Origin of the sequence: Vreelandella rituensis, assembly GCF_003336665.1 — a bacterium.
GTDB classification, from domain to species: Bacteria; Pseudomonadota; Gammaproteobacteria; order Pseudomonadales; family Halomonadaceae; genus Vreelandella; species Vreelandella rituensis.
Map to the genome: position 1 here is coordinate 62,770 of NZ_QPIJ01000006.1, position 19,236 is coordinate 82,005.

Genomic DNA, 19,236 nt, shown 5'->3' on the forward strand with positions numbered 1-19,236 from the left:
TCAGAGACCCTCCACGTTAAGGCCCATACTGCGGGCACTACCAGCAATGGTACGCACTGCGGCGTCGAGGTTGCCAGCCGTCATATCCGGCTCTTTGGTCTTGGCGATCTCTTCGAGCTGCTCGCGAGTCACGGTACCGACCTTCTTCTTGTTCGGCTCACCGGAGCCAGACTTGATGCCGGCAGCTTTTTTCAGCAGCACGGCAGCAGGCGGGGTCTTGGTGACGAACGTGAAGCTACGGTCGGAATACACGGTAATCACGACAGGCGTCGGCAAGCCCGGCTCAATTTCTTGAGTCGCGGCATTGAACGCCTTGCAGAATTCCATGATGTTGACACCGTGCTGACCGAGGGCGGGACCTACGGGCGGACTCGGGTTGGCTTTACCGGCTGCAACTTGCAGCTTGATATAAGCCTTTACTTTCTTGGCCATCGTTATGCTCCAGTTGGGTTCAAGCGCCTTGCGGCTCCCCGGTAACATCGGGCCGGCATCGGTTGCCGACCCTCCATGAATTGAGTGCTACTGAACAAACTATTTTCGAACAAACTATCTTTACGGACTACTTCTTACTTACGGGCCATTTCTTGCTGACTACTCTTTTTCCACCTGGGCGAACTCGAGCTCGACAGGTGTTGAGCGACCAAATATCAGCACGCTGACATGCAGACGGCTCTTCTCATAGTTGACTTCTTCCACCACACCATTGAAATCCGCGAACGGCCCATCGGTGACACGCACCGACTGACCCGGCTCGAACATGGTCTTTGGTCGCGGCTTGTCGACGCCTTCCTTGACACGATGCAGGATAGCGTCGGCTTCTTTTTGCGTGATAGGTGCCGGCTTTTCCTTGGTGCCACCGATAAAGCCCATGACACGTGGCGTTTCATTGACTAGGTGCCAGGTCTCATCGTCCATTTCCATCTCGATCAAAACATAGCCGGGATAGAATTTACGTTCACTCTTGCGGCGTTTGCCGTCACGCATTTCAACGACTTCTTCGGTCGGCACCAGGATCTCGCCAAAGCGGTCTTCCATGGCGTACATCTTCACGCGCTCGATCAATGAGCGCATGACGTGCTTTTCAAAACCGGAATAAGCGTGAATGACGTACCAACGCTTGGACATGAAAACTCCTAACCAATGACGCCGGACATTGCCCAGCCAAGAAGGGTATCGATCAACCACAGCATCAAACCGACCACCAATACGGCGACCAATACGATAGCAGTGGTCTGCACGGTTTCCGCCCGGGTCGGCCAGATGACGCGCTGAATCTCTTTCTTGGCGCTTACCGCCAGCTCGACAAGGTCACGCCCTTTGGTCGTGGTAAGCGCAATTAACCCAGCGCCCGCACACAGCACAACAACACCCAACACTCGGTAGAGCAGGGCGACATCGGCAAAGTACGTATTACCTACGACGGCTACCACAAGAAGAGTCGCAACTACCGCCCACTTGAGCCCGTCGCGGCGCGGCTGCTGCACCTCGGCGTTATGTTTCATGAAAACGAGACTCCTCAGGGTACGGCAATCGAATAAGGAATTCTTTGAAGATTTAAGTCTTGAAGCTCTACCAATCTGGGGAAGATTGGCAGGCCAGGAGGGAATCGAACCCCCAACCTGCGGTTTTGGAGACCGCTGCTCTGCCAATTGAGCTACTGGCCTGTATTTTTACCGCTAACATCATTCATCTATCGCTAGCACTGACTGCGCTTGCTATCTTTGCGAAAGCCTACACAATAGCGGGCGCCATTGTAGCGAGCAAAAAACCGCCTGGCAACCCCTTTCCTCGCTGCTTTTCATGATTACGACCAGATTGCCAGCCGACACACATTCAAAAAGCAGTAAAGACAAAAAAGGCGAGCTTCGCTCGCCTTTTTGCAATATGGAGCTCATGGACGGATTTGAACCGTCGACCTCACCCTTACCAAGGGTGTGCTCTACCCCTGAGCTACATGAGCACAACTTAACTGGAGCGGGCAGCGGGAATCGAACCCGCACCATCAGCTTGGAAGGCTGAGGTTCTACCGTTGAACTATGCCCGCATAACCGCATCTGCAAGAAGTGAGCTTAACACACCACACCCTACGCAAACTCTTTTAGCTGACGGAAGCCCAATGGGCAACGCCCGCTTACCGGTTTCTTTCGAGACACTGACGCGAATCACTGCCTTTCAATCTGGTGGAGGGAGAAGGATTCGAACCTTCGAAGCTTTCGCGGCAGATTTACAGTCTGCTCCCTTTGGCCACTCGGGAATCCCTCCAGCTGTGGCGGCACATTATGCCAGCCCCGAAATTCCTGTCAAGCGATACCTGCTTTTAGCTTGATTTTATTCGACAATTCTAACCTGAAACGAAAACGGGTTGTCTTGCCGAGCACCTCGGAACGCGCTGCATTCTTTCAAAGCAGCATTGAAAATGCAAGACCTGCGTGAATTTTTTCCAACGACACCGGCTTGACCACCTTGGGAGCACCGGCCATTTTCCCCGCCCGCTCCGCGAGCGTCAGTGGAAAAGAGGCTTCAAGCCCGCCATAAACCATATCCGGCCAGACAGCATGGGGCACCTGCACACCGCGTGAAATAACCCGCGCATCACCACCGGTAAGCAGCATAGGAAGCGCCACGCCATGCTGGTCGCACACTTCGCAATAGATCCGGTTGATAGCGCTCACCGCCGCCATGTAGATGCCGTGGTTGACGGCTTCAACGGTACGACGACCAGGCTCAAGCAATTCTTCGGCTTCGCTGTCGGGATCGATGGCAACGTTGCGGGTACCCAACTTCAGGCTTTCCTTCATCAAGCGCAACCCCGGAAGGATGTACCCTCCCAGATGTATGCCACCGGGCAGCACGAAATCAACGGTAATCGCACTACCGCAATCTACCGCGCAGCAACCTCCCGCCAATTGATAACCTGCCAATGCGCCCATCCACCGGTCGACGCCCAGTTTGCCCGGCTCCTCATAACCATTTAGCACCCCGAGCGCTTCTGCGGTGGAGCGCGCCACATGCACGGCACCTACTCGATGGCGCAACAACTTGACCGTATCATCGAGCACGGCGGCGCGCGCCACGCTTGAGATACGCACCGCCTCGACGACATCCAAGTCGGGAATGTCCGCCCCCGGTCGCCACTCCTCACGGGTCCACACCGCCCCCCGGGAACGTATCTCACTGCTATCGGCATCCTTGAGACGCCATTTCGACAAGGTATTTCCGATATCCAGATCAAGTATCATAAGGCGCCACGCACGCTGATCTCACCGCCCGCCAGGCGTCTTTCTCGCCCTCCTTCATTGACCCAGAGGTTACCGGTCTCATCCACGTCTCCGGCTACCGCCTCGGTCACTTGCGCTCCCTGAATCACTTTCACCGGCACGTCGGCGTAGGCGTGACGCTGATTCCATGCTTGTTGCCAGCCGGCAAAGCCCGACGCCTCAAAGTCAGCCAACAACGCCAGCAATGCCGCCAGCACCTCGGCCGCCAGCTGGTTGCGCGAAAGCATCGGCAGATGATCATGCAAGGCCGTTACAGGCTGCTCGATACTCGCCCGTAGCGATTCGGGCAATGAAAGGTTCATGCCCATTCCCACCACCACCTCGCAGGGGCCGGCGGCATCCCCGACCACCTCGATCAAGATACCCGCCAGCTTGGCCAGACGCCCTTCGGCGTCGGGCAAGAGCACATCATTGGGCCACTTCAACTTAGGGAAAACCCCATGACTTTCCAGCACCTGGGCAACGGCCACACCCACCGCCAGGCTCAAGCCTTCAAGCGCCGTCACGCCGCCTTCAAAGCGCCACCCCAGCGAAAGCATCAGGCTTTGCCCCCAAGGAGTCGTCCAGGCTCGTCCACGCCGGCCACGCCCAGCGGTCTGCCATTCCACCAGGCAGACTTCGCCGTGCCCTGCGCCCTGGGTGAAGCGCTGGCGAAGGTATTCGTTGCTTGACGGCAACTGGTCTTCCACGAACAGGCGCACTAGATGACGACGCGCCTCGGATGGCAGGCGCGACACGATATCGGCACCCTCCAGCGGCTCCAGCCGCTGCACCAACGAATAGCCCCGACCCTTGACGGCCTGCAACTCGATACCCAACCCCTCGAGTTTTTTCAATTGTTTCCATACCGCGGCGCGGGAAATGCCGAGTGCCTCACCCAGCTGCTCGCCGGAATGGACCTTGCCATCACTCAACAAGCGCATCAGGTTACCGATGGTCATGCTCTTGCCCCAGCTGGGAAAAATGCCATTCTAGCGGATGCGGCTCTACACCGAAAACATTCCCGCCTAATGGACGAAAAGCCACCCGCGAGCGCTGCCGGTAATGGCGCGAGATAAGGAATCCTGCGGCGAGCAATATCAGCCACGGCCAGGTCATGCTAGAATACCCGCTGGACGCAAGCCCCGAGCCAAGGCGGTCGGCATCTGCCCAACCTTGCGCCCCGCATTTTCCGACCCGTGGACGAACGGGTGTTCACAAGAGTTATCTCCCAGCATGCAAAATCAGCAAAATCCTAGCGCAGTCAATAACCTGCGCAATGTCGCCATTATTGCTCACGTTGACCACGGCAAGACCACTCTGGTCGATAAACTCCTGAGCCAGTCCGGCACGCTTGACCGCAAAGCCGAAGGCCAGGAGCGCGTCATGGACTCCAGTGATCAGGAGAAAGAGCGCGGCATTACCATTCTGGCCAAGAACACTGCCATTCAATGGCAGGACCAATCCGGCCAGGATTACCACATCAATATCGTCGATACGCCGGGACACGCCGATTTCGGTGGTGAAGTCGAGCGCGTGATGTCGATGGTCGACTCCGTGCTGCTATTGGTCGATGCGGTCGATGGCCCCATGCCGCAGACTCGCTTCGTGACCCAGAAGGCCTTCGCTCAAGGGCTGAAGCCAATCGTGGTGGTCAACAAGATCGACCGTCCCGGCGCTCGGCCCGACTGGGTCATCGACCAGATTTTCGACCTGTTCGATAACCTCGGCGCGACCGATGAGCAGCTCGATTTTCCGATCATCTATTGCTCGGCGCTGAATGGCGTTGCCGGCATGGACCCGGAAGAACTGGCCGACGACATGACACCGATGCTTCAGTCCATCGTCGACATCGTCGAGCCGCCCAAGGTTGAACTCGACGGCCCCTTCCAGATGCAGATCTCGGCGCTGGACTACAACAGCTATGTCGGCGTTATCGGCCTGGGCCGCATCAAGCGCGGCGCGGTCAAGCCCAACCAGCAGATCAGCGTGATCGGCGTGGATGGCAAGGTGCGCAAGGGCAAGATCGGTCAGGTGATGACTCACATGGGCCTGGAGCGCGTGCAGACCAACGAGGCTACCGCCGGCGATATCGTCTGCGTGACTGGCATCGACGACCTCTCCATCTCCGATACGTTGTGCGACCCGTCCAGGGTCGAGGCATTGCCGCCACTATCGGTGGATGAACCCACCGTCTCCATGTCCTTCCAGGTCAATGATTCTCCGTTCGCGGGCAAGGATGGCAAATTCGTCACCAGCCGCAACATCAAGGATCGTCTCGACCAGGAACTGATCCACAACGTGGCGCTGCGTGTCGAGCAAGGCGAAACCCCGGAGAAATTCAAGGTATCCGGCCGTGGTGAGCTGCACCTTTCGGTGTTGATCGAAACCATGCGTCGTGAAGGCTTCGAGCTTGCCGTGGGCCGCCCCGAAGTGATCATCAGAGAGATCGACGGCGAGAAGCAGGAGCCGTACGAAGAGGTGATCATCGATTGCGAAGAACAGCACCAGGGCGCGATCATGGAAGAGCTGGGTTATCGCAAGGGTGAGATGACCAACATGCACCCGGACGGCAAGGGCCGTGTGCGCCTGGACTTCATCATCCCGGCACGCGGCTTGATCGGCTTTCGCGGCCAGTTCCTGACCTTGACCTCCGGTACCGGCATCCTCACCAGTCGCTTCGACCACTACGGCGAGCTCAAGCCCGATGCCTCCATCGAACGTCGCAACGGCGTGCTGGTGTCGATGGTCGACGGCAAGGCGTTGGCCTATGCGCTGTTTGCGCTTCAGGAACGCGGCAAGCTGATCATCGATCACGCTACCGAAGTTTATGAAGGCATGCTGATCGGGATCAGCAACCGTGCCAATGACATGGTCGTCAACCCGACCAAGGGCAAGAAGCTCGACAACATGCGCTCCACGGGTAACGACGAAAACATCGTCCTGACCCCGCCGGTGAAGTTCAGCCTGGAACAAGCCATTGAGTTTCTTGACACCGATGAGCTGGTCGAGGTGACACCGCACCATATCCGGCTGCGCAAGAAGCTACTCAAGGAAAACGAGCGCAAGCGTTCCAGCAAGAAATAAGCGATACGCTTCCTCAGTGTACCAATCGGGCCCGCCATGTGCGGGCCCGATTGGTATGCGCTCATCCTGGCCTCACAGCCTCAAGCCACATTAGTAAGCACCATCGGCCAACGCAGCCTTAACGCTAGGCGACTGGAAAACCGACGGCTTGTGACGCACAGTGTCGACATCGTTTCAGCTAACCTGCCAAGTATGTTTGCATGCCTCCCCTTTTCAAGCCATCGATACGGATTCTGACTCATGAGTGGTCACAACGTCTGGACACATAAAGGCACCTTCCTGTTGGCTGCGGTCGGCTCGGCGGTAGGCCTGGGTAACCTTTGGCGGTTTCCTTACCTCACCGGTGAAAATGGCGGTGGCGCCTTTATTCTGGTGTATGCAGTGACTATCTTCGCCGTGGGCATTCCCATCTTGATCGCTGAAATCATGCTTGGGCGGGCCAGTCGGCAAAGCCCGATCATGGGCATGCGCCACCTGACCAAGACTCACAACACCTCGAGAGCTTGGGAAACGATTGGCTGGCTGGGTGCTGTCTCGGCATTTCTGATCTTGAGTTTCTACTCGGTGATCGCCGGCTGGGCAATCCATTACACCTGGCTGATGCTGACCGGCTCGCTGGTCGGCGCCGATGCGCAGGCCATTAGCGATGGTTTCGACGCCCTGCTCGCCTCACCGGGCCTTTTGACGCTTTATCACACCTTGTTCATTATCGCCTCCGGTCTGATCGTGGGCATGGGCATCCATAGGGGCATCGAGTCCGGCCTGCGCATCATCATGCCGGCCCTGTTCGCCATCTTGCTGCTGGTGCTGGCGTATAGCGTGATGCACGGCGATATCGCCGCGGCGGCAAGTTTCCTGTTCACCTTCAACCTTGCTGAATTGAGCCTGGAAGGCTGGTTGCAGGCCGTGGGGCAATCGTTTTTCACCCTGAGCCTGGGGATGGGTGCGATCATGGCGTATGGCGCTTACATGTCCAGCACCGCCTCTCTCACGCGTACCGCGATTGCCGTGGCCGCTGTGGATACCGCCGTGGCCATGGTCGCCGGGCTTGCCATCTTCTCACTGGTATTCGGCGCGGGGTTGGAAACCGGCCAAGGACCGGGGCTGATGTTCGTGACGCTGCCCCTGGCCTTTGCCGAAATGCCTTTGGGCGGATTGGTGGGAGGGGTGTTCTTCATTCTGGTGCTGGGCGCGGCGATCAGCTCCTCGATATCGCTGATCGAACCGGTAGCGGCCTTTCTGGTAGAGCGTTTCGACATGACGCGCCCTCAGGCCGTCACCCTGATGGTGATTGCCAGCTGGGCACTGGGGCTGCTCACCGTGGTCAGTTTCAACATCTATGCCGAAGGCACCATCTTCCATACCCTGTTCGGGCGCAGCGCCTTTGATTTCATCGAGCTGCTGACCAATATCTTCATGCCTCTGGGCGGGATATTGATTGCACTGTTCGCTGGTTGGGCGCTGACCCACTCCGAGGTGATGAAGGAAATGCGCACCAACGAAACCTGGTTCAGCATCTGGCGCTTTCTGGTGCGCTTCATTGCGCCAGCAGCGGTGGCGTTCGTCTTCCTGCGCACCATCCCACAAGTCGACGGCTACCTGATTCCAGCTATAGGGGCAGTGCTACTTGTCGGTGCCTTTGCCGCCGGGCGCACCTTTCTGATGGAAAACAGTCAGGAAAAATAACACTAACGCCTGAGGCAGCCTGCCAAGGCCTGACAGGAATTGCTCATGACAGCCATCATTGACGTCCGACACATCAACAAGGCATTCGGTGGGATGCAGGTCATCAACGACTGCTCGATCCATGTCGAAGAAGGCTCTATCACCGGCATGATCGGCCCCAATGGGGCCGGCAAGTCAACCTTGTTCAATCTTATTGCCGGTGCCTTGGCGCCGGACAGTGGCCAAGTATTTTTCAACGGTGAAGATATCACCACACTCAGCCCCAACCAGCGTTTTCAAAAGGGGCTGCTGCGTACCTTTCAGATCGCTCATGAGTTCAGCCATATGAGCGCCCTGGAAAATTTGATGATGGTACCCCCTGATCAAGCCGGTGAAAGCTTGTTCAATGCCTGGTTCAAGCCTGCCCGTGTTCGCGAGGAGGAAACTAAGGTGCGGCGTCGGGCGCTCGAGGTGATCGATTTCATCGGCTTGCACCATGTGCGCAACGAGCTTGCGGGCAACCTCTCCGGCGGTCAAAAAAAGCTTCTCGAGTTGGGGCGCACCATGATGACCGACGCCAAGGTGGTGCTGCTGGATGAAATCGCCGCCGGGGTCAACCGCACTCTCCTGGGTGATTTGGTCGGCAATATCGAGCGCCTCAATCGAGAAATGGGGTATACGTTCCTGGTCATTGAACACGACATGGATATGATCGCCCGGTTATGCGATCCGGTGATCGTCCTGGCACAGGGCAGCGTCATGGTGGAAGGCAGTATCGAGGAGATACAGAACAACCCGGCCGTGATAGAAGCCTATTTCGGCGCAGGCGCCGCTTGACGGCTCGTACTTGAAAATAAATCGGACATAAAAACAAACCGTACTTAAAAAATTGCACTTAAAATGTACTTAAAAACTGCACTTAAAAACCGTAATTAAAAACAAGTTCAAGCTCATTGCCTGGGAACCACCATGCCATTACTCGAGGCACGTGACGTGCACGGCGGCTATGGCGGCATGAATATCCTCAACGGGATCAACATGACGCTTGAAGCCGATGAAGTCGGGGTCATCGTCGGCCCCAACGGGGCCGGGAAATCGACCATGCTCAAGGCGATTTTCGGCCTGCTCCTCGTCAATCAAGGCGAGATATTGTTACGTGGCGAGCCGATCCATAACCTGCCGCCCAATAAACTGGTGCAGAAAGGCATGGGCTTTGTGCCTCAGGAAAACAACACCTTTCCCAGCATGACGGTTCAGGAAAACCTGGAAATGGGCGCTTTCCTCAAACCCGACAGCGTCAAGCCCATGCTCAAGCAGGTCTACGAGGCGTTTCCGCCGCTTTATGACAAGCGCCATCAGCGCGCCGGTGAGCTTTCCGGTGGTCAGCGCCAAATGGTGGCCATGGGGCGTGCCTTGATGGCCGAGCCCAGCGTGCTGTTGCTGGATGAACCCACCGCTGGGTTGTCCCCCCTTTACATGAACGAGATCTTCGCCCGCATCAAAGAAATCAACGCCATCGGGGTGGGCATTCTGATGGTGGAACAGAACGCCAAGCAGGCGCTGGCCATCGCCGACAAGGGCTTCGTGCTGGCGGCGGGCCAGAATCGTTTCACTGACACCGGCGCCGCCCTGCTTGCCGACCCCGACGTCGCCAAAAGCTTTCTCGGTGGCTAGAGCCCGTATCTGGAGAATCTCGTCTTGAATGAATTCATGTTTTTCATCAATAACGTCTTGATTGCCGGCAGTGTATCCGGGTCGATCTATGCGATTGGTGCAGTGGGCGTCACGCTGGTATTCAGTATCATGCGCTTCGCTCATTTTGCCCATGCCGACATGATGACCTTCGGTGCTTTCATGGTACTGGCGCTGACCACCGCCTTCCCGGCGGCGGGAGCGAGTCTCGGGATGCCTACAGCCGTTGTGATGCTCCCCATTGCCATGGCGTTGACGGCGCTTTTGGCCGTGGGGATCGACAAGGCTTTTTACAAACCGCTGCGTGCCCATGGCGTCAAACCGATCGTGCTGGTGATCGGCTCGCTGGGCGTCACTCTGATGCTGCAAGGGGTGATCCGCCTGTTTGCCGGTACCGGCGGGCAGAACCTCTACGTGGACGATCGCAAAGAAATCTTTCGCATGGTGCTGCCCCTCGAAGGGGTCCGGGTGCCGGTGGTGATTACCGAACCGCAGCTTTATCTGTTCATCCTCACCCTCCTGTCGGTGGTGGCGCTGCATCTATTCCTCAACCGCTCACGGCTGGGCAAGGCCATGCGCGCCATGTCAGACAACCCGGAGTTGGCCCAGGCATCGGGAATCAACACCAACACCATCGTGGCGGTTACCTGGGTAATTGCCGGCTCCCTGGCGGCAATCGCCGGTACCTTGCTGTCGCTGGATGTAACCTTCAAGCCTGATTTGAGCTTCTTTCTGCTATTGCCGATCTTTGCCGCCGCCATTGTGGGGGGTGTAGGCCATCCTTATGGCGCGATTGCCGGGGGCTTCGTGGTCGGCTTTGCCGAGACGCTGGCGGTGTTCAACTGGAATATATTGCTGCGTCCTTATCGCGACAGCTTTCCCGACTGGCTTGAATTACCCACTAACCTGGCCTTCGTCGGCACCGAGTACAAGATCGTGGTGCCCTTCTTCATCCTGGTCGCCATCTTAATCTGGCGTCCGACCGGCATCTTCAAGGGCAAGGTGATCTGATGAATACGCCAACTGCATCTCCCAATGAAATCGCCGCTCCCCGCCGCTTTCCTCTACGCGAAGTGGTGCTCTTTGCCATCTTGCTGGTGGCCGTGTTGGGGGTCTATGCCCTCATGGGTGCCGCCTACAGCACCCGCATGCTGGTGGAAGCCGCCTCTTATGCGATTCTGGCCCTGGGCCTGACCATTCAGTGGGGCTATGCCGGCCAGTTCAATGCCGGGGTCATGGGGTTCGTGGCGCTCGGGGGGTTCTGCGCCATGTTCTTCAGCATTCCAGTAAACGATGCGTTCTGGAATACCGAGCTTCCCGGCGAGCTGGGTCGGGTACTGCTGTACCTGATCGGCGCTGTGCTGGTGGTCGTGAGCGTCAGCAAGCTCGACCGCCTCGGTGTCCCCAAGAAACTGCGCAGCGTGCTGACGGTGATTGTCGCCGTGGTGCTTTACATGGTGGTCATCAGTGCATTGCGCGGCGTCACCGGCGAGATCGAATCACGCGCCGGTTTCATCGGCGGGCTGGGGCTGCCCGCCTGGGTAGGCTGGATAGTCGGCGGGGCGCTGGCCGGGGGCGTCGGTTACTTTATCGGCCATGTATGCCTGGGGTTACGCAGCGACTATCTGGCCATCGCCACCCTGGGCATCGCCGAGATCATCAAGGCCTTTCTCAAGAATTCCGACTGGCTGACCCGCGGAACCGCGACCGTCTCGCCGCTGCCCTGGCCCACTCCCGGCCCCGCGGAACTGGGGTTTACCCTAGCGCGTGCGCTGTATCTATCGGTTACCGCCCTCATCATTGCGGTCATCTTCTTTCTTCTGCACCGGGCCTATCACGCCCCCTGGGGACGCATGATTCGCGCCATCCGGGATAACGAAATCTCGAGTGCCGCCATGGGCAAGGACATCAACCGGCGACGCCTGGAAATCTTCGTGCTGGGCTGCATCCTGATGGGTATCGGGGGCGGGGTAATGACCACGTTCAACAGCTTGTTCGACCCCCAGGGTTACTTGCCGCTCAACCATACCTTCCTGGTCCTGGTGATGGTGATTCTGGGCGGACCGGGCAATAACCTGGGCACCATCTTCGGTGCCGTGGCGGTGTACATCATCTGGATCATGTCCGAGCCGCTGGCATTATTTCTGATGCAACTGGCGGTCAGCCTGGGGGAAGGCGTGTTCGGCTGGGACTTTCCCGCCAACATGGAAAGCCGAGCGCTTCAGGCGCGAGTCTTCGTGATCGGCTTATTGATCACGCTGGTACTGCGCTTTGCGCCCAAGGGGCTCTTGCCGGAAAAGATCAAGCACCACGGCTGAGCCGTCTGCATTGATTGGCGAAAAAAAGCCCCGACGGATAACCGTCGGGGCTTTTTCATCGCTCAAGCGTTACTTTTCAATGGAGTATCTTGTCAATAAAGCATTCTCGCTCAGAGATCGACCAATCCCTTGCTGACGAAGCTTCCGTCTTCCACCACCATCTCGACCACCACGCCAGGGACATCGCCATTATCGTCGAACTCGTGGGTACCGGAAGCGCCCTCGTAGTTGATCTCGGTGCCGGCAGCTATCAGCTCCTTCGCCTTCTCCCATTCGCCGGGCAGGACAACCTCGCCGGGCTCCATCGCCACGCTGCGCAGCGCCTCGTTGAGGCCCTCGCGCTCAGCGCTGCCATTTTGTTCGATGGCCAACGCCAACAGGAAGGCGGCATCGTAGGCTTGCGCCGCAAACACTGCACTGGGGTCGATACCCGCTGCTTCGGCCTGCTCGCCGAACATGTCGGTGCCTGGCAGATCCGGGCTTCCCGGACGAGTAGCGATCATGCCTTCGAGCACATCGGCACCAATCGCTTCGACCAGGCTATCGCCGACCATACCGTCGGCGCCCACATACTGGGTGAACATGCCGCTTTCAAATGCTTGACGCAGCACGGTCTGACCCGACGTATCGGCATAAGCCAGCACCACCAGGTTGGGGACACCGGTGGTGGCAAGTGAGCCCAGTTCGGAGCGGTAATCGGCACGGTTATCCTCATGTGCCAGATTCTTCTCCACAGTACCGCCGCCCTGGGTAAAGGCTTCGGCAAAGGCCTCCGACAGGCCACGACCGTAGTCATTATTGACGTAGGTGACCACCACTTCATCGATGCCTTTCTGCAATAACAACTTGGCCAGCATCTCACCCTGGAAAGCATCCGAAGGCACGGTACGGAACACCAGGTCATTATCGTCCAGGTCGGTCACCGCCGGCGCCGTCGATGCCGGGGAGACCATGAGCACACCCCCCGGGATGGCCGCATTGTTGGCCGCGGCAATGGTGGCCCCGGTGCATAACGCTCCCACAATGGCGGTAACCTGCTCGGTATTGACCATGCGGTCTGCAGCGTTCGATGCAGCCGAAGCATCACTGCAGGTGGTGTCACCGCTGGCCATCACCAGTTCCTGGCCGCCGAGAATGCCGCCCTGCTCGTTGACCTGCTGTACCGCCAGTTGTGCGCCATCGAAGATGGGCGGGGTGAGGCTTTCAATCCCTCCGGTAAAGCCCCCCAGAAAGCCAACCTTGACTTCTGCTTGTGCCATGCCCGCGAAGGCCAGTGAAGAAGTCGCTATAGCGACGGCGAGTGCGCGCTTTTTCATCATGTTGTATCGCTCTGCCAGTGAAAAAATAAGCCATGCCCTGACTCAGGGTATAGGGTCAATTTGGAACCCATTGCGCAAAAACACAAGTGGCGCTTTTAACGCTAGGCTTACCGTCACTCTGTCTTCCAGCCAAATCCGAGTATCGGCATGGCTAGAGCAAACACGGCCAGGCTGATCATGAAGATGGCCACGACACTGATCAACGCCCCGGCACGCATCATGTCGATGACCTTCAAACGTCCACTGGCGAACACCACGGCATTCGGCGGTGTTGCCACCGGCAGCATGAAGGCACAAGAGGCGGCCATGGCCACCGGCACTGCCAACAGCAAGGGACTGGCATTCAGGCTGACCGTGAGCGCGGCGGTCAAGGGTAGAATCGCGGCCGCCGTTGCGGTATTGCTGGTCACATGGCTCATCAGCATCACCACCGTGACGACCATCACCACCATGGCCCAGGTCGGCCAACCGCCAAACCCCGCCAAGGCATTGGCGACGACTTCCGCAAGCCCTGAACTTTCGATAGCGGCACCCAGGCTCAAACCACCACCCACCAGAATCAGCACCCCCCAAGGCAGGTTGCGCGCCGTGTCCCAGTCCATCAAGAACTGGCGTTGCTTCCAGCGTGCCGGTACCACGAACAGCAGCAAGGCGCCAATCACCGCGATGCCTCCGTCACTGAGCTGGATTCCCAGCCAACGCTCGAGTAGCGGACGCGTCACCCACGCCAGGGCCACCAAAGCGAACACCACCGCCACCCGGCGCTCGGGGGAGGCCATTTTTCCCAGATCCCGTGACTGCAGTTCAAGCATGTGAGAAATCCCCTGGATTTCATTACGGGGCACTGGATACACCAGTCGGGTCAGCAACCACCAGGCCAGCGCCAGCAATACAAGCGCGGGTGGCACCGCAACCAGCATCCACTGGGCGAAGCCGATCTGGATGGCATAATTGTCGGCCATGAACCCCGCCAACAAGGCATTGGGCGGGGTTCCGATCAAGGTACCCATGCCGCCAATATTGGCCGCCAGAGCAATTCCCAGCAGCAAGCACAGCGCCATGCTGCGATTCGGCCCCATGCTGTCTTCCCGCTCCAGCAGAGCCAGCACGGACAGCCCGATAGGCACCATCAAGGCGGCGGTCGCGGTATTGCTCACCCACATGCTGAGAAACGCCGTTGCCGCCATGAAGCCTCCCACCAAATAATCGGGCCGCTTGCCAGCCACCCTGAGCACCCCTAGCGCGATGCGCCGATGCAAGTTCCAGCGCTGAATCGCCTCGGCCAGCATGAAACCGCCCAGAAACAGAAAAATCAACGGATTGGCATAGGGAGCGGCGGCCTCGTTGATGGGCGTCACTTCCAGCAGCGGCAACACCGCCACGGGCAACAAGGCAGTCACCGCTATGGGTACCGGCTCGAGTATCCACCACAGCGCCATCCAGGCGGTCAGGACGAGCACCTTCCATGCCATGGGCGGCATCTCGGCTGGCGCGCCCATCCCCAGCAGGGCAACCGCGAGCAGCGGCCCGGCCAATAGGCCGACAGTGATCGTTATTCGTTCCCAGCGGGCGGCGTCACTCTTCTGAGCGTCATCCGATTGCAGCATCATGCTTCCTTTTCATGGCTCAGGGCCTTCACTCAAGCTCTTCAAGACTGGCGAGGTTCATCGTCGGGGTCGCTCACGCGCTGGTCCCAGCGTTTGCGCTGCTTGTTTCGCCGGTACAGCCGAGCCAGGGCAATGAGCAAGGCGGCGGCCACCATGGCGCCCAATACCACGCCTTGCCACGGCCGGGCAGTATCCCTCATCACGGTTTCCAATGTGATGATCAAGGTCAGGCCCAGCGCCTGGGAAGCAATCGCCAGGGCGCGCAACATATCGAAGTTCTTGTGGGGCATGCATCACTCCTGCCGGTACGCAATGGATGACAGCGCAGGCCGGCGACAGTAGGCTTGTCGAAAATCGTTTTGCCTAGTGTACCCGCTGCGCCGTGCCTTGTTCCAAGGCCGTCACCAACACCTGAGTCTCTCATGAATGCGATCGCTCTTGGCCCTGTACTGATTTCCCTTCCCCGCCTGTATGCTATCGGCTGCGCGCTGGCACTGCTCCTGGCCAGCCGTTACCTCCTGGGCCTGCCTCGCCACCAACATGGCCGCTGGTTCAATGGGCTGGTGGTCGTGTGGCTGGTGGGCGCGCGCCTGGGTCATGTGGTCATGCAGTTTGAAAGTTATGCGGATGCTCCGCTGGATGCCCTGAAATTCTGGCAACCCGGCTATCACGGCCTTTGGGGCATGGCGGCCGCTCTGGCCTGGACCGCCTGGACCTTGCGCCACCGACCCCTGGCCATGGGCGGCGCCTTGGCCCTGGTAGTGGGCAGTTCGACGTTATGGCTGGTGCTGGTAATGCTGTCACCGCTAGGAGGGCAGCTTCCCGTCGGTGAACTGCCGGACATTACCCTGGAAGATATCGAGGGCCGGGAGGTCCATCTGCCCGCCCTGATTCAGGGTGATCAGCGTATCATCGTCAACCTGTGGGCTACCTGGTGCCCGCCCTGCCTGCGCGAAATGCCGTTACTCGAACAAGCTGCCCAGCGGGAAGACGTTACGGTGGTGATCGTCAACCAGGGGGAAGATCTCTTGCCCATTGTGCGTTATCTGGACGAACAGCAGCTTGAGTTTGGTTACGCGCTGCGCGACCCGCGTCAGCAATTGATGGCTTTATTCGAATCGCCGGGATTGCCGACGACGCTGCTGTTTGACGCCCAGGGGCGGGCCATCGAGCAGCATGTGGGTGAGCTTACTCCTGCTCAGCTCGACAGCTGGCTGAACGATTGAGCCAATCACAGCTTAATCCTCCCGCTCCTTTGGGTTAGAATCGCCCGCCCTGTTGCCGTCGGTGGCTAACCTCCGGCGGTGCGCGCACCGTTTTCCGTATCCCGAGGCATCATGAGCGATTTTTCTCCCGGCCAACGCTGGATCAGCGACGGCGAGGCCGAACTTGGGCTTGGCACCGTGCTTAGCAACGATTTCCGCAGTGTCACCATCTTGTTCAGCGCCAGTCAGGAAACCCGGACTTACAATACCCGTCAGGCACCGCTGACGCGGGTCATGTTCGGTAGCGGCGACCGTGTTCTTTCCGCAGACGGCTGGAAAATGATCGTCGACGAGAGCCGCGAAAGCCAAGGCCTCATCACCTATGTCGGGGAGGACGAACATGGCAACCCGCGTGAACTGCCGGAAGCCAAGCTCGCCGACACCATGCAATTCGATCAGGCGCGTGACCGTCTCCTGACCGGGCAGGTCGACCGCAATGACTGGTTCGATCTGCGCTTTCGCACCCTGCACCATTTTCAGCGCATCGAACGGCATCCGGCGCTGGGGCTTTCCGGCCCACGTATCGACCTGATTCCCCATCAGCTGTATATCGCTGACGAAGTCTCGCGCCGCCATGCTCCCCGGGTATTGCTCGCCGACGAGGTCGGTCTGGGCAAGACCATCGAGGCGGGCCTGATTCTCCACCGTCTGTTGCTCAACGGACGTATCGAGCGCGCCTTGATCCTGGTACCGGACAGCCTTACCCATCAATGGCTGGTGGAACTGCTGCGACGCTTCTCGCTGGATGTCCGGCTGCTCAATGAAACCCAGAGCCAGGCGCACGGCCTCGCCAATCCCTTTGAAACCGCTCAGCTGGTGCTCGCAAGCCAGGACTGGCTGTTCGCTAATCCTCACCGCCAGGAGCAGGCCGAGGCCAGCCAGTTCGACCTGCTGATCGTCGACGAAGCCCATCATCTGGCCTGGTCGGAAGAAGAAAGCGGCGCCAGCTACCAGTGCGTCGAACGCCTGTCATCAAAGATACCCGGATTGTTGCTGCTCACCGCCACGCCCGAACAGATGGGCCTGGCCAGCCATTTTGCCCGCCTGCGCCTGCTCGACCCCGAACGCTACCACGACTTTGCACGGTTCAAGGAAGAAGAGCAGCACTACGGCGAAGTGGCCGGTGCCATCGATGCCCTGGAACGCCTGCCCGGCGATGCCGATGCCCGGGAAGCCATCAATGCCGTGGTGGACGATCGCGATAGTCAGGCGCTGCTGGCCACCCTGGCCAACCCCGAAGCCGACGCAGCCCAGCACGAAAGCGCTCGCGGCCAGCTGCGCGAGGCACTGCTTGACCGCCATGGCACCGGGCGGGTGATGTTTCGCAACAGTCGCCGTCATGTGGGCGGCTTTCCCGAACGTCGTCTGCACAGGGTGTCACTGGAGATGCCGCCGGCCTACCGCCGCGTGGTGCGCAGGCTGGAGCGCGACGAGGATTACCTTGACGAGCTGCTGATCGAAAGCGAAATGGATTATCCCGATGTGCTGATCTACCCCGACGCCATGTACCGGGCGCTGTCGAACGACCCGCTCAATGTGGAGCCCTGGTGGCACATCGACAGGCGCATCAACTGGCTGCTTGAACGACTCAGCGACGATGGCGAGGAAGGCTTCGCCAACGACAAGGTACTGATCATCGCTCATCACCGCGACACCGCCCTGGGCCTGGCCGAGGGGTTGCGGGTACTCGGCGGCATTCATGCCCCGGTGTTCCATGAAGGGCTTTCCCTTATCGAGCGTGACCGTGCCGCCGCGGCGTTCGCCGACGAGGAGGACGGTTCTCAGGTACTGGTGTGTTCGGAAATCGGTTCGGAAGGACGTAACTTCCAGTTCTGTCGCCACCTGGTGATGTTCGATCTGCCTCAACATCCCGACCAGCTGGAACAGCGTATCGGCCGACTTGACCGTATCGGCCAGAAACACGCCATCGAACTGCACGTACCCACCTTCGCAGGCAGCCCTGGCGAGCGCCTTTTACGCTGGTACCACGAAGGCATGGATGCGTTCAGTGCCCCGCATGGCGTGGGCAGCGATCTGTTCGAGGCCTTTGGCGACGCCCTGGCCGATGCCCTGCTCGACGATGACAGCCTGAACGAGATCATCGCCGAAACCCGCACCCTGTTTAGCGCCCGCCTGGCGGAGCAGGATGCCGGACGCAACCGCCTGCTGGAACTCAATGCCTGCCGCCCGGTCAAGGCCGAAGCGGTCATCGAGGCCATCAGCGAGCTCGACCATGACACCGCTCTGCCGCGTTATATCGAACGCGCCCTGGATATTTTCGGGGTAGATAGCCAGGAACTGGGGGCGGGGATCATGCACCTTCAACCCAGCCCGCAGATGCTTGATGGACTACCGGGACTGGTCAAGGGCGAAGAAGGCTTTTCAGCCACCTTCGACCGGGCGCGGGCGCTGAGCCGTGACGATATTCAGCGCCTCTCCTGGGAGCATCCGCTCACCCGCGAAATGATGGGCAGGATCCTCGACGGCACCATGGGCAACACGGCATTGGCCCTGTTGCGCCATCCCGCGATTTCCAGCGGGCGCCTGATGGCTGAGCTGGTGTTTCGCACCCACTGCCCGGCCCCTCGCTCGCTGCACCTGAACCGCTTCTTGCCACCGACCGCCGTGCGGGTGCTGCTCGATGAGTCGGGTGCCAACCTGACCGGCAAGATTTCGTTCACTGGGCTTTCCCAGAACCTGCAGAAGGTCAACAAATCGTTGGCCCGCGACCTGATCAAGAGCCGCCACGACCAGCTACGTGAATTGCTCACCCAGGGTGAAAGCGAGGCCGAATGCGAATTACCCAGCATTATCGAAGCCGGTGAAAAGCGCATGCGCGAGCAACTCGACGGGGAACTGGCGCGCCTTCAGGCCTTGGCCGAGCACAATCCGGCGGTACGTGACGTCGAAATCGACGCCCTGAGCCGGGAGCGCCAGGCATTGTCCGATGCCATGGAAGTCACCCGCCTACGCCTGGATAGCGTGCGGGTGATCATTACTGCGGATCCCAAAGGACGCTAAGCAGC

16 protein-coding genes and 4 tRNA genes are annotated in these 19,236 nt (G+C 59.1%); 8 read left to right on the top strand and 12 right to left on the bottom strand.

Annotated elements, in window-relative coordinates:
• The 9 genes from rplK to DU506_RS04790 form a co-directional block, all read right to left on the bottom strand.
• Entirely contained in the window at positions 1–432 is a 432-nt protein-coding gene (gene rplK / locus DU506_RS04750) for a 50S ribosomal protein L11 (protein WP_114485799.1), read from the bottom strand.
• Between the two features lie 159 nt (positions 433–591).
• A complete protein-coding gene (nusG, locus tag DU506_RS04755; RefSeq protein ID WP_114485800.1) occupies positions 592–1,125 on the bottom strand; it encodes a transcription termination/antitermination protein NusG in 534 nt (177 codons plus the stop codon).
• Positions 1,126–1,133: 8 nt separating this feature from the next.
• On the bottom strand, positions 1,134–1,502 hold the full coding sequence (gene secE, locus DU506_RS04760) for a preprotein translocase subunit SecE (protein WP_114485801.1): 369 nt from the start codon (positions 1,500–1,502) through the stop codon (positions 1,134–1,136).
• 86 nt (positions 1,503–1,588) lie between these two features.
• A tRNA-Trp gene (locus DU506_RS04765) sits at positions 1,589–1,664 on the bottom strand.
• Between the two features lie 221 nt (positions 1,665–1,885).
• Positions 1,886–1,960: transfer RNA gene (locus tag DU506_RS04770), tRNA-Thr, on the bottom strand.
• A gap of 10 nt (positions 1,961–1,970) precedes the next feature.
• Positions 1,971–2,044, bottom strand: a tRNA-Gly gene (locus DU506_RS04775).
• A 134-nt stretch (positions 2,045–2,178) separates the two neighbouring features.
• Positions 2,179–2,262: transfer RNA gene (locus DU506_RS04780), tRNA-Tyr, on the bottom strand.
• A 137-nt stretch (positions 2,263–2,399) separates the two neighbouring features.
• On the bottom strand, positions 2,400–3,239 hold the full coding sequence (locus DU506_RS04785) for a type III pantothenate kinase (protein WP_114485802.1): 840 nt from the start codon (positions 3,237–3,239) through the stop codon (positions 2,400–2,402).
• The gene (locus DU506_RS04790; protein ID WP_114485803.1) at positions 3,236–4,219 is read right to left on the bottom strand and encodes a biotin--[acetyl-CoA-carboxylase] ligase; all 984 of its coding nucleotides are present in this window, start codon (positions 4,217–4,219) and stop codon (positions 3,236–3,238) included. The genes DU506_RS04785 and DU506_RS04790 overlap by 4 nt, the downstream gene beginning before the upstream one ends.
• 274 nt (positions 4,220–4,493) lie before the next feature.
• Here DU506_RS04790 and typA point away from each other — a divergent pair, with 274 nt between their 5' ends.
• The 6 genes from typA to DU506_RS04820 all read left to right on the top strand — a co-directional run bounded on the left by typA (position 4,494) and on the right by DU506_RS04820 (position 12,019).
• Complete coding sequence (gene typA, locus DU506_RS04795; protein ID WP_114485804.1) at positions 4,494–6,344, top strand: translational GTPase TypA; 1,851 nt, start codon at positions 4,494–4,496, stop codon at positions 6,342–6,344.
• A gap of 240 nt (positions 6,345–6,584) precedes the next feature.
• Positions 6,585–8,030, top strand: a complete 1,446-nt coding sequence (locus DU506_RS04800) for a sodium-dependent transporter (protein WP_114485805.1) — start codon at positions 6,585–6,587, stop codon at positions 8,028–8,030.
• Between the two features lie 45 nt (positions 8,031–8,075).
• Positions 8,076–8,846 carry an ABC transporter ATP-binding protein gene (locus DU506_RS04805; protein ID WP_114485806.1) on the top strand — a complete coding sequence of 257 codons (771 nt, stop codon included), beginning with the start codon at positions 8,076–8,078 and terminating at the stop codon, positions 8,844–8,846.
• A gap of 132 nt (positions 8,847–8,978) precedes the next feature.
• A complete protein-coding gene (locus tag DU506_RS04810; RefSeq protein WP_114485807.1) occupies positions 8,979–9,683 on the top strand; it encodes an ABC transporter ATP-binding protein in 705 nt (234 codons plus the stop codon).
• 24 nt (positions 9,684–9,707) lie between these two features.
• Positions 9,708–10,712: a branched-chain amino acid ABC transporter permease gene (locus DU506_RS04815; protein WP_114485808.1), complete on the top strand. Its 1,005-nt coding sequence runs from the start codon at positions 9,708–9,710 to the stop codon at positions 10,710–10,712.
• On the top strand, positions 10,712–12,019 hold the full coding sequence (locus DU506_RS04820) for a branched-chain amino acid ABC transporter permease (protein ID WP_114485809.1): 1,308 nt from the start codon (positions 10,712–10,714) through the stop codon (positions 12,017–12,019). Before DU506_RS04815 ends, DU506_RS04820 begins: the two co-directional genes overlap by 1 nt.
• A gap of 110 nt (positions 12,020–12,129) precedes the next feature.
• Here DU506_RS04820 and DU506_RS04825 read toward each other — a convergent pair whose 3' ends face one another.
• The 3 genes from DU506_RS04825 to DU506_RS04835 all read right to left on the bottom strand — a co-directional run bounded on the left by DU506_RS04825 (position 12,130) and on the right by DU506_RS04835 (position 15,235).
• Entirely contained in the window at positions 12,130–13,338 is a 1,209-nt protein-coding gene (locus DU506_RS04825) for an ABC transporter substrate-binding protein (protein WP_114485810.1), read from the bottom strand.
• Between the two features lie 113 nt (positions 13,339–13,451).
• On the bottom strand, positions 13,452–14,945 hold the full coding sequence (locus tag DU506_RS04830; RefSeq protein ID WP_114485811.1) for an SLC13 family permease: 1,494 nt from the start codon (positions 14,943–14,945) through the stop codon (positions 13,452–13,454).
• A gap of 41 nt (positions 14,946–14,986) precedes the next feature.
• A complete protein-coding gene (locus DU506_RS04835; protein ID WP_114485812.1) occupies positions 14,987–15,235 on the bottom strand; it encodes a hypothetical protein in 249 nt (82 codons plus the stop codon).
• Between the two features lie 132 nt (positions 15,236–15,367).
• Between DU506_RS04835 and DU506_RS04840 the strand changes: the two genes are divergently transcribed.
• Both DU506_RS04840 and rapA read left to right on the top strand, forming a co-directional pair.
• On the top strand, positions 15,368–16,171 hold the full coding sequence (locus DU506_RS04840) for a TlpA disulfide reductase family protein (protein ID WP_114485813.1): 804 nt from the start codon (positions 15,368–15,370) through the stop codon (positions 16,169–16,171).
• A gap of 111 nt (positions 16,172–16,282) precedes the next feature.
• Positions 16,283–19,231 carry an RNA polymerase-associated protein RapA gene (gene rapA, locus DU506_RS04845; RefSeq protein WP_114485814.1) on the top strand — a complete coding sequence of 983 codons (2,949 nt, stop codon included), beginning with the start codon at positions 16,283–16,285 and terminating at the stop codon, positions 19,229–19,231.
• Positions 19,232–19,236 lie beyond the last annotated feature (5 nt).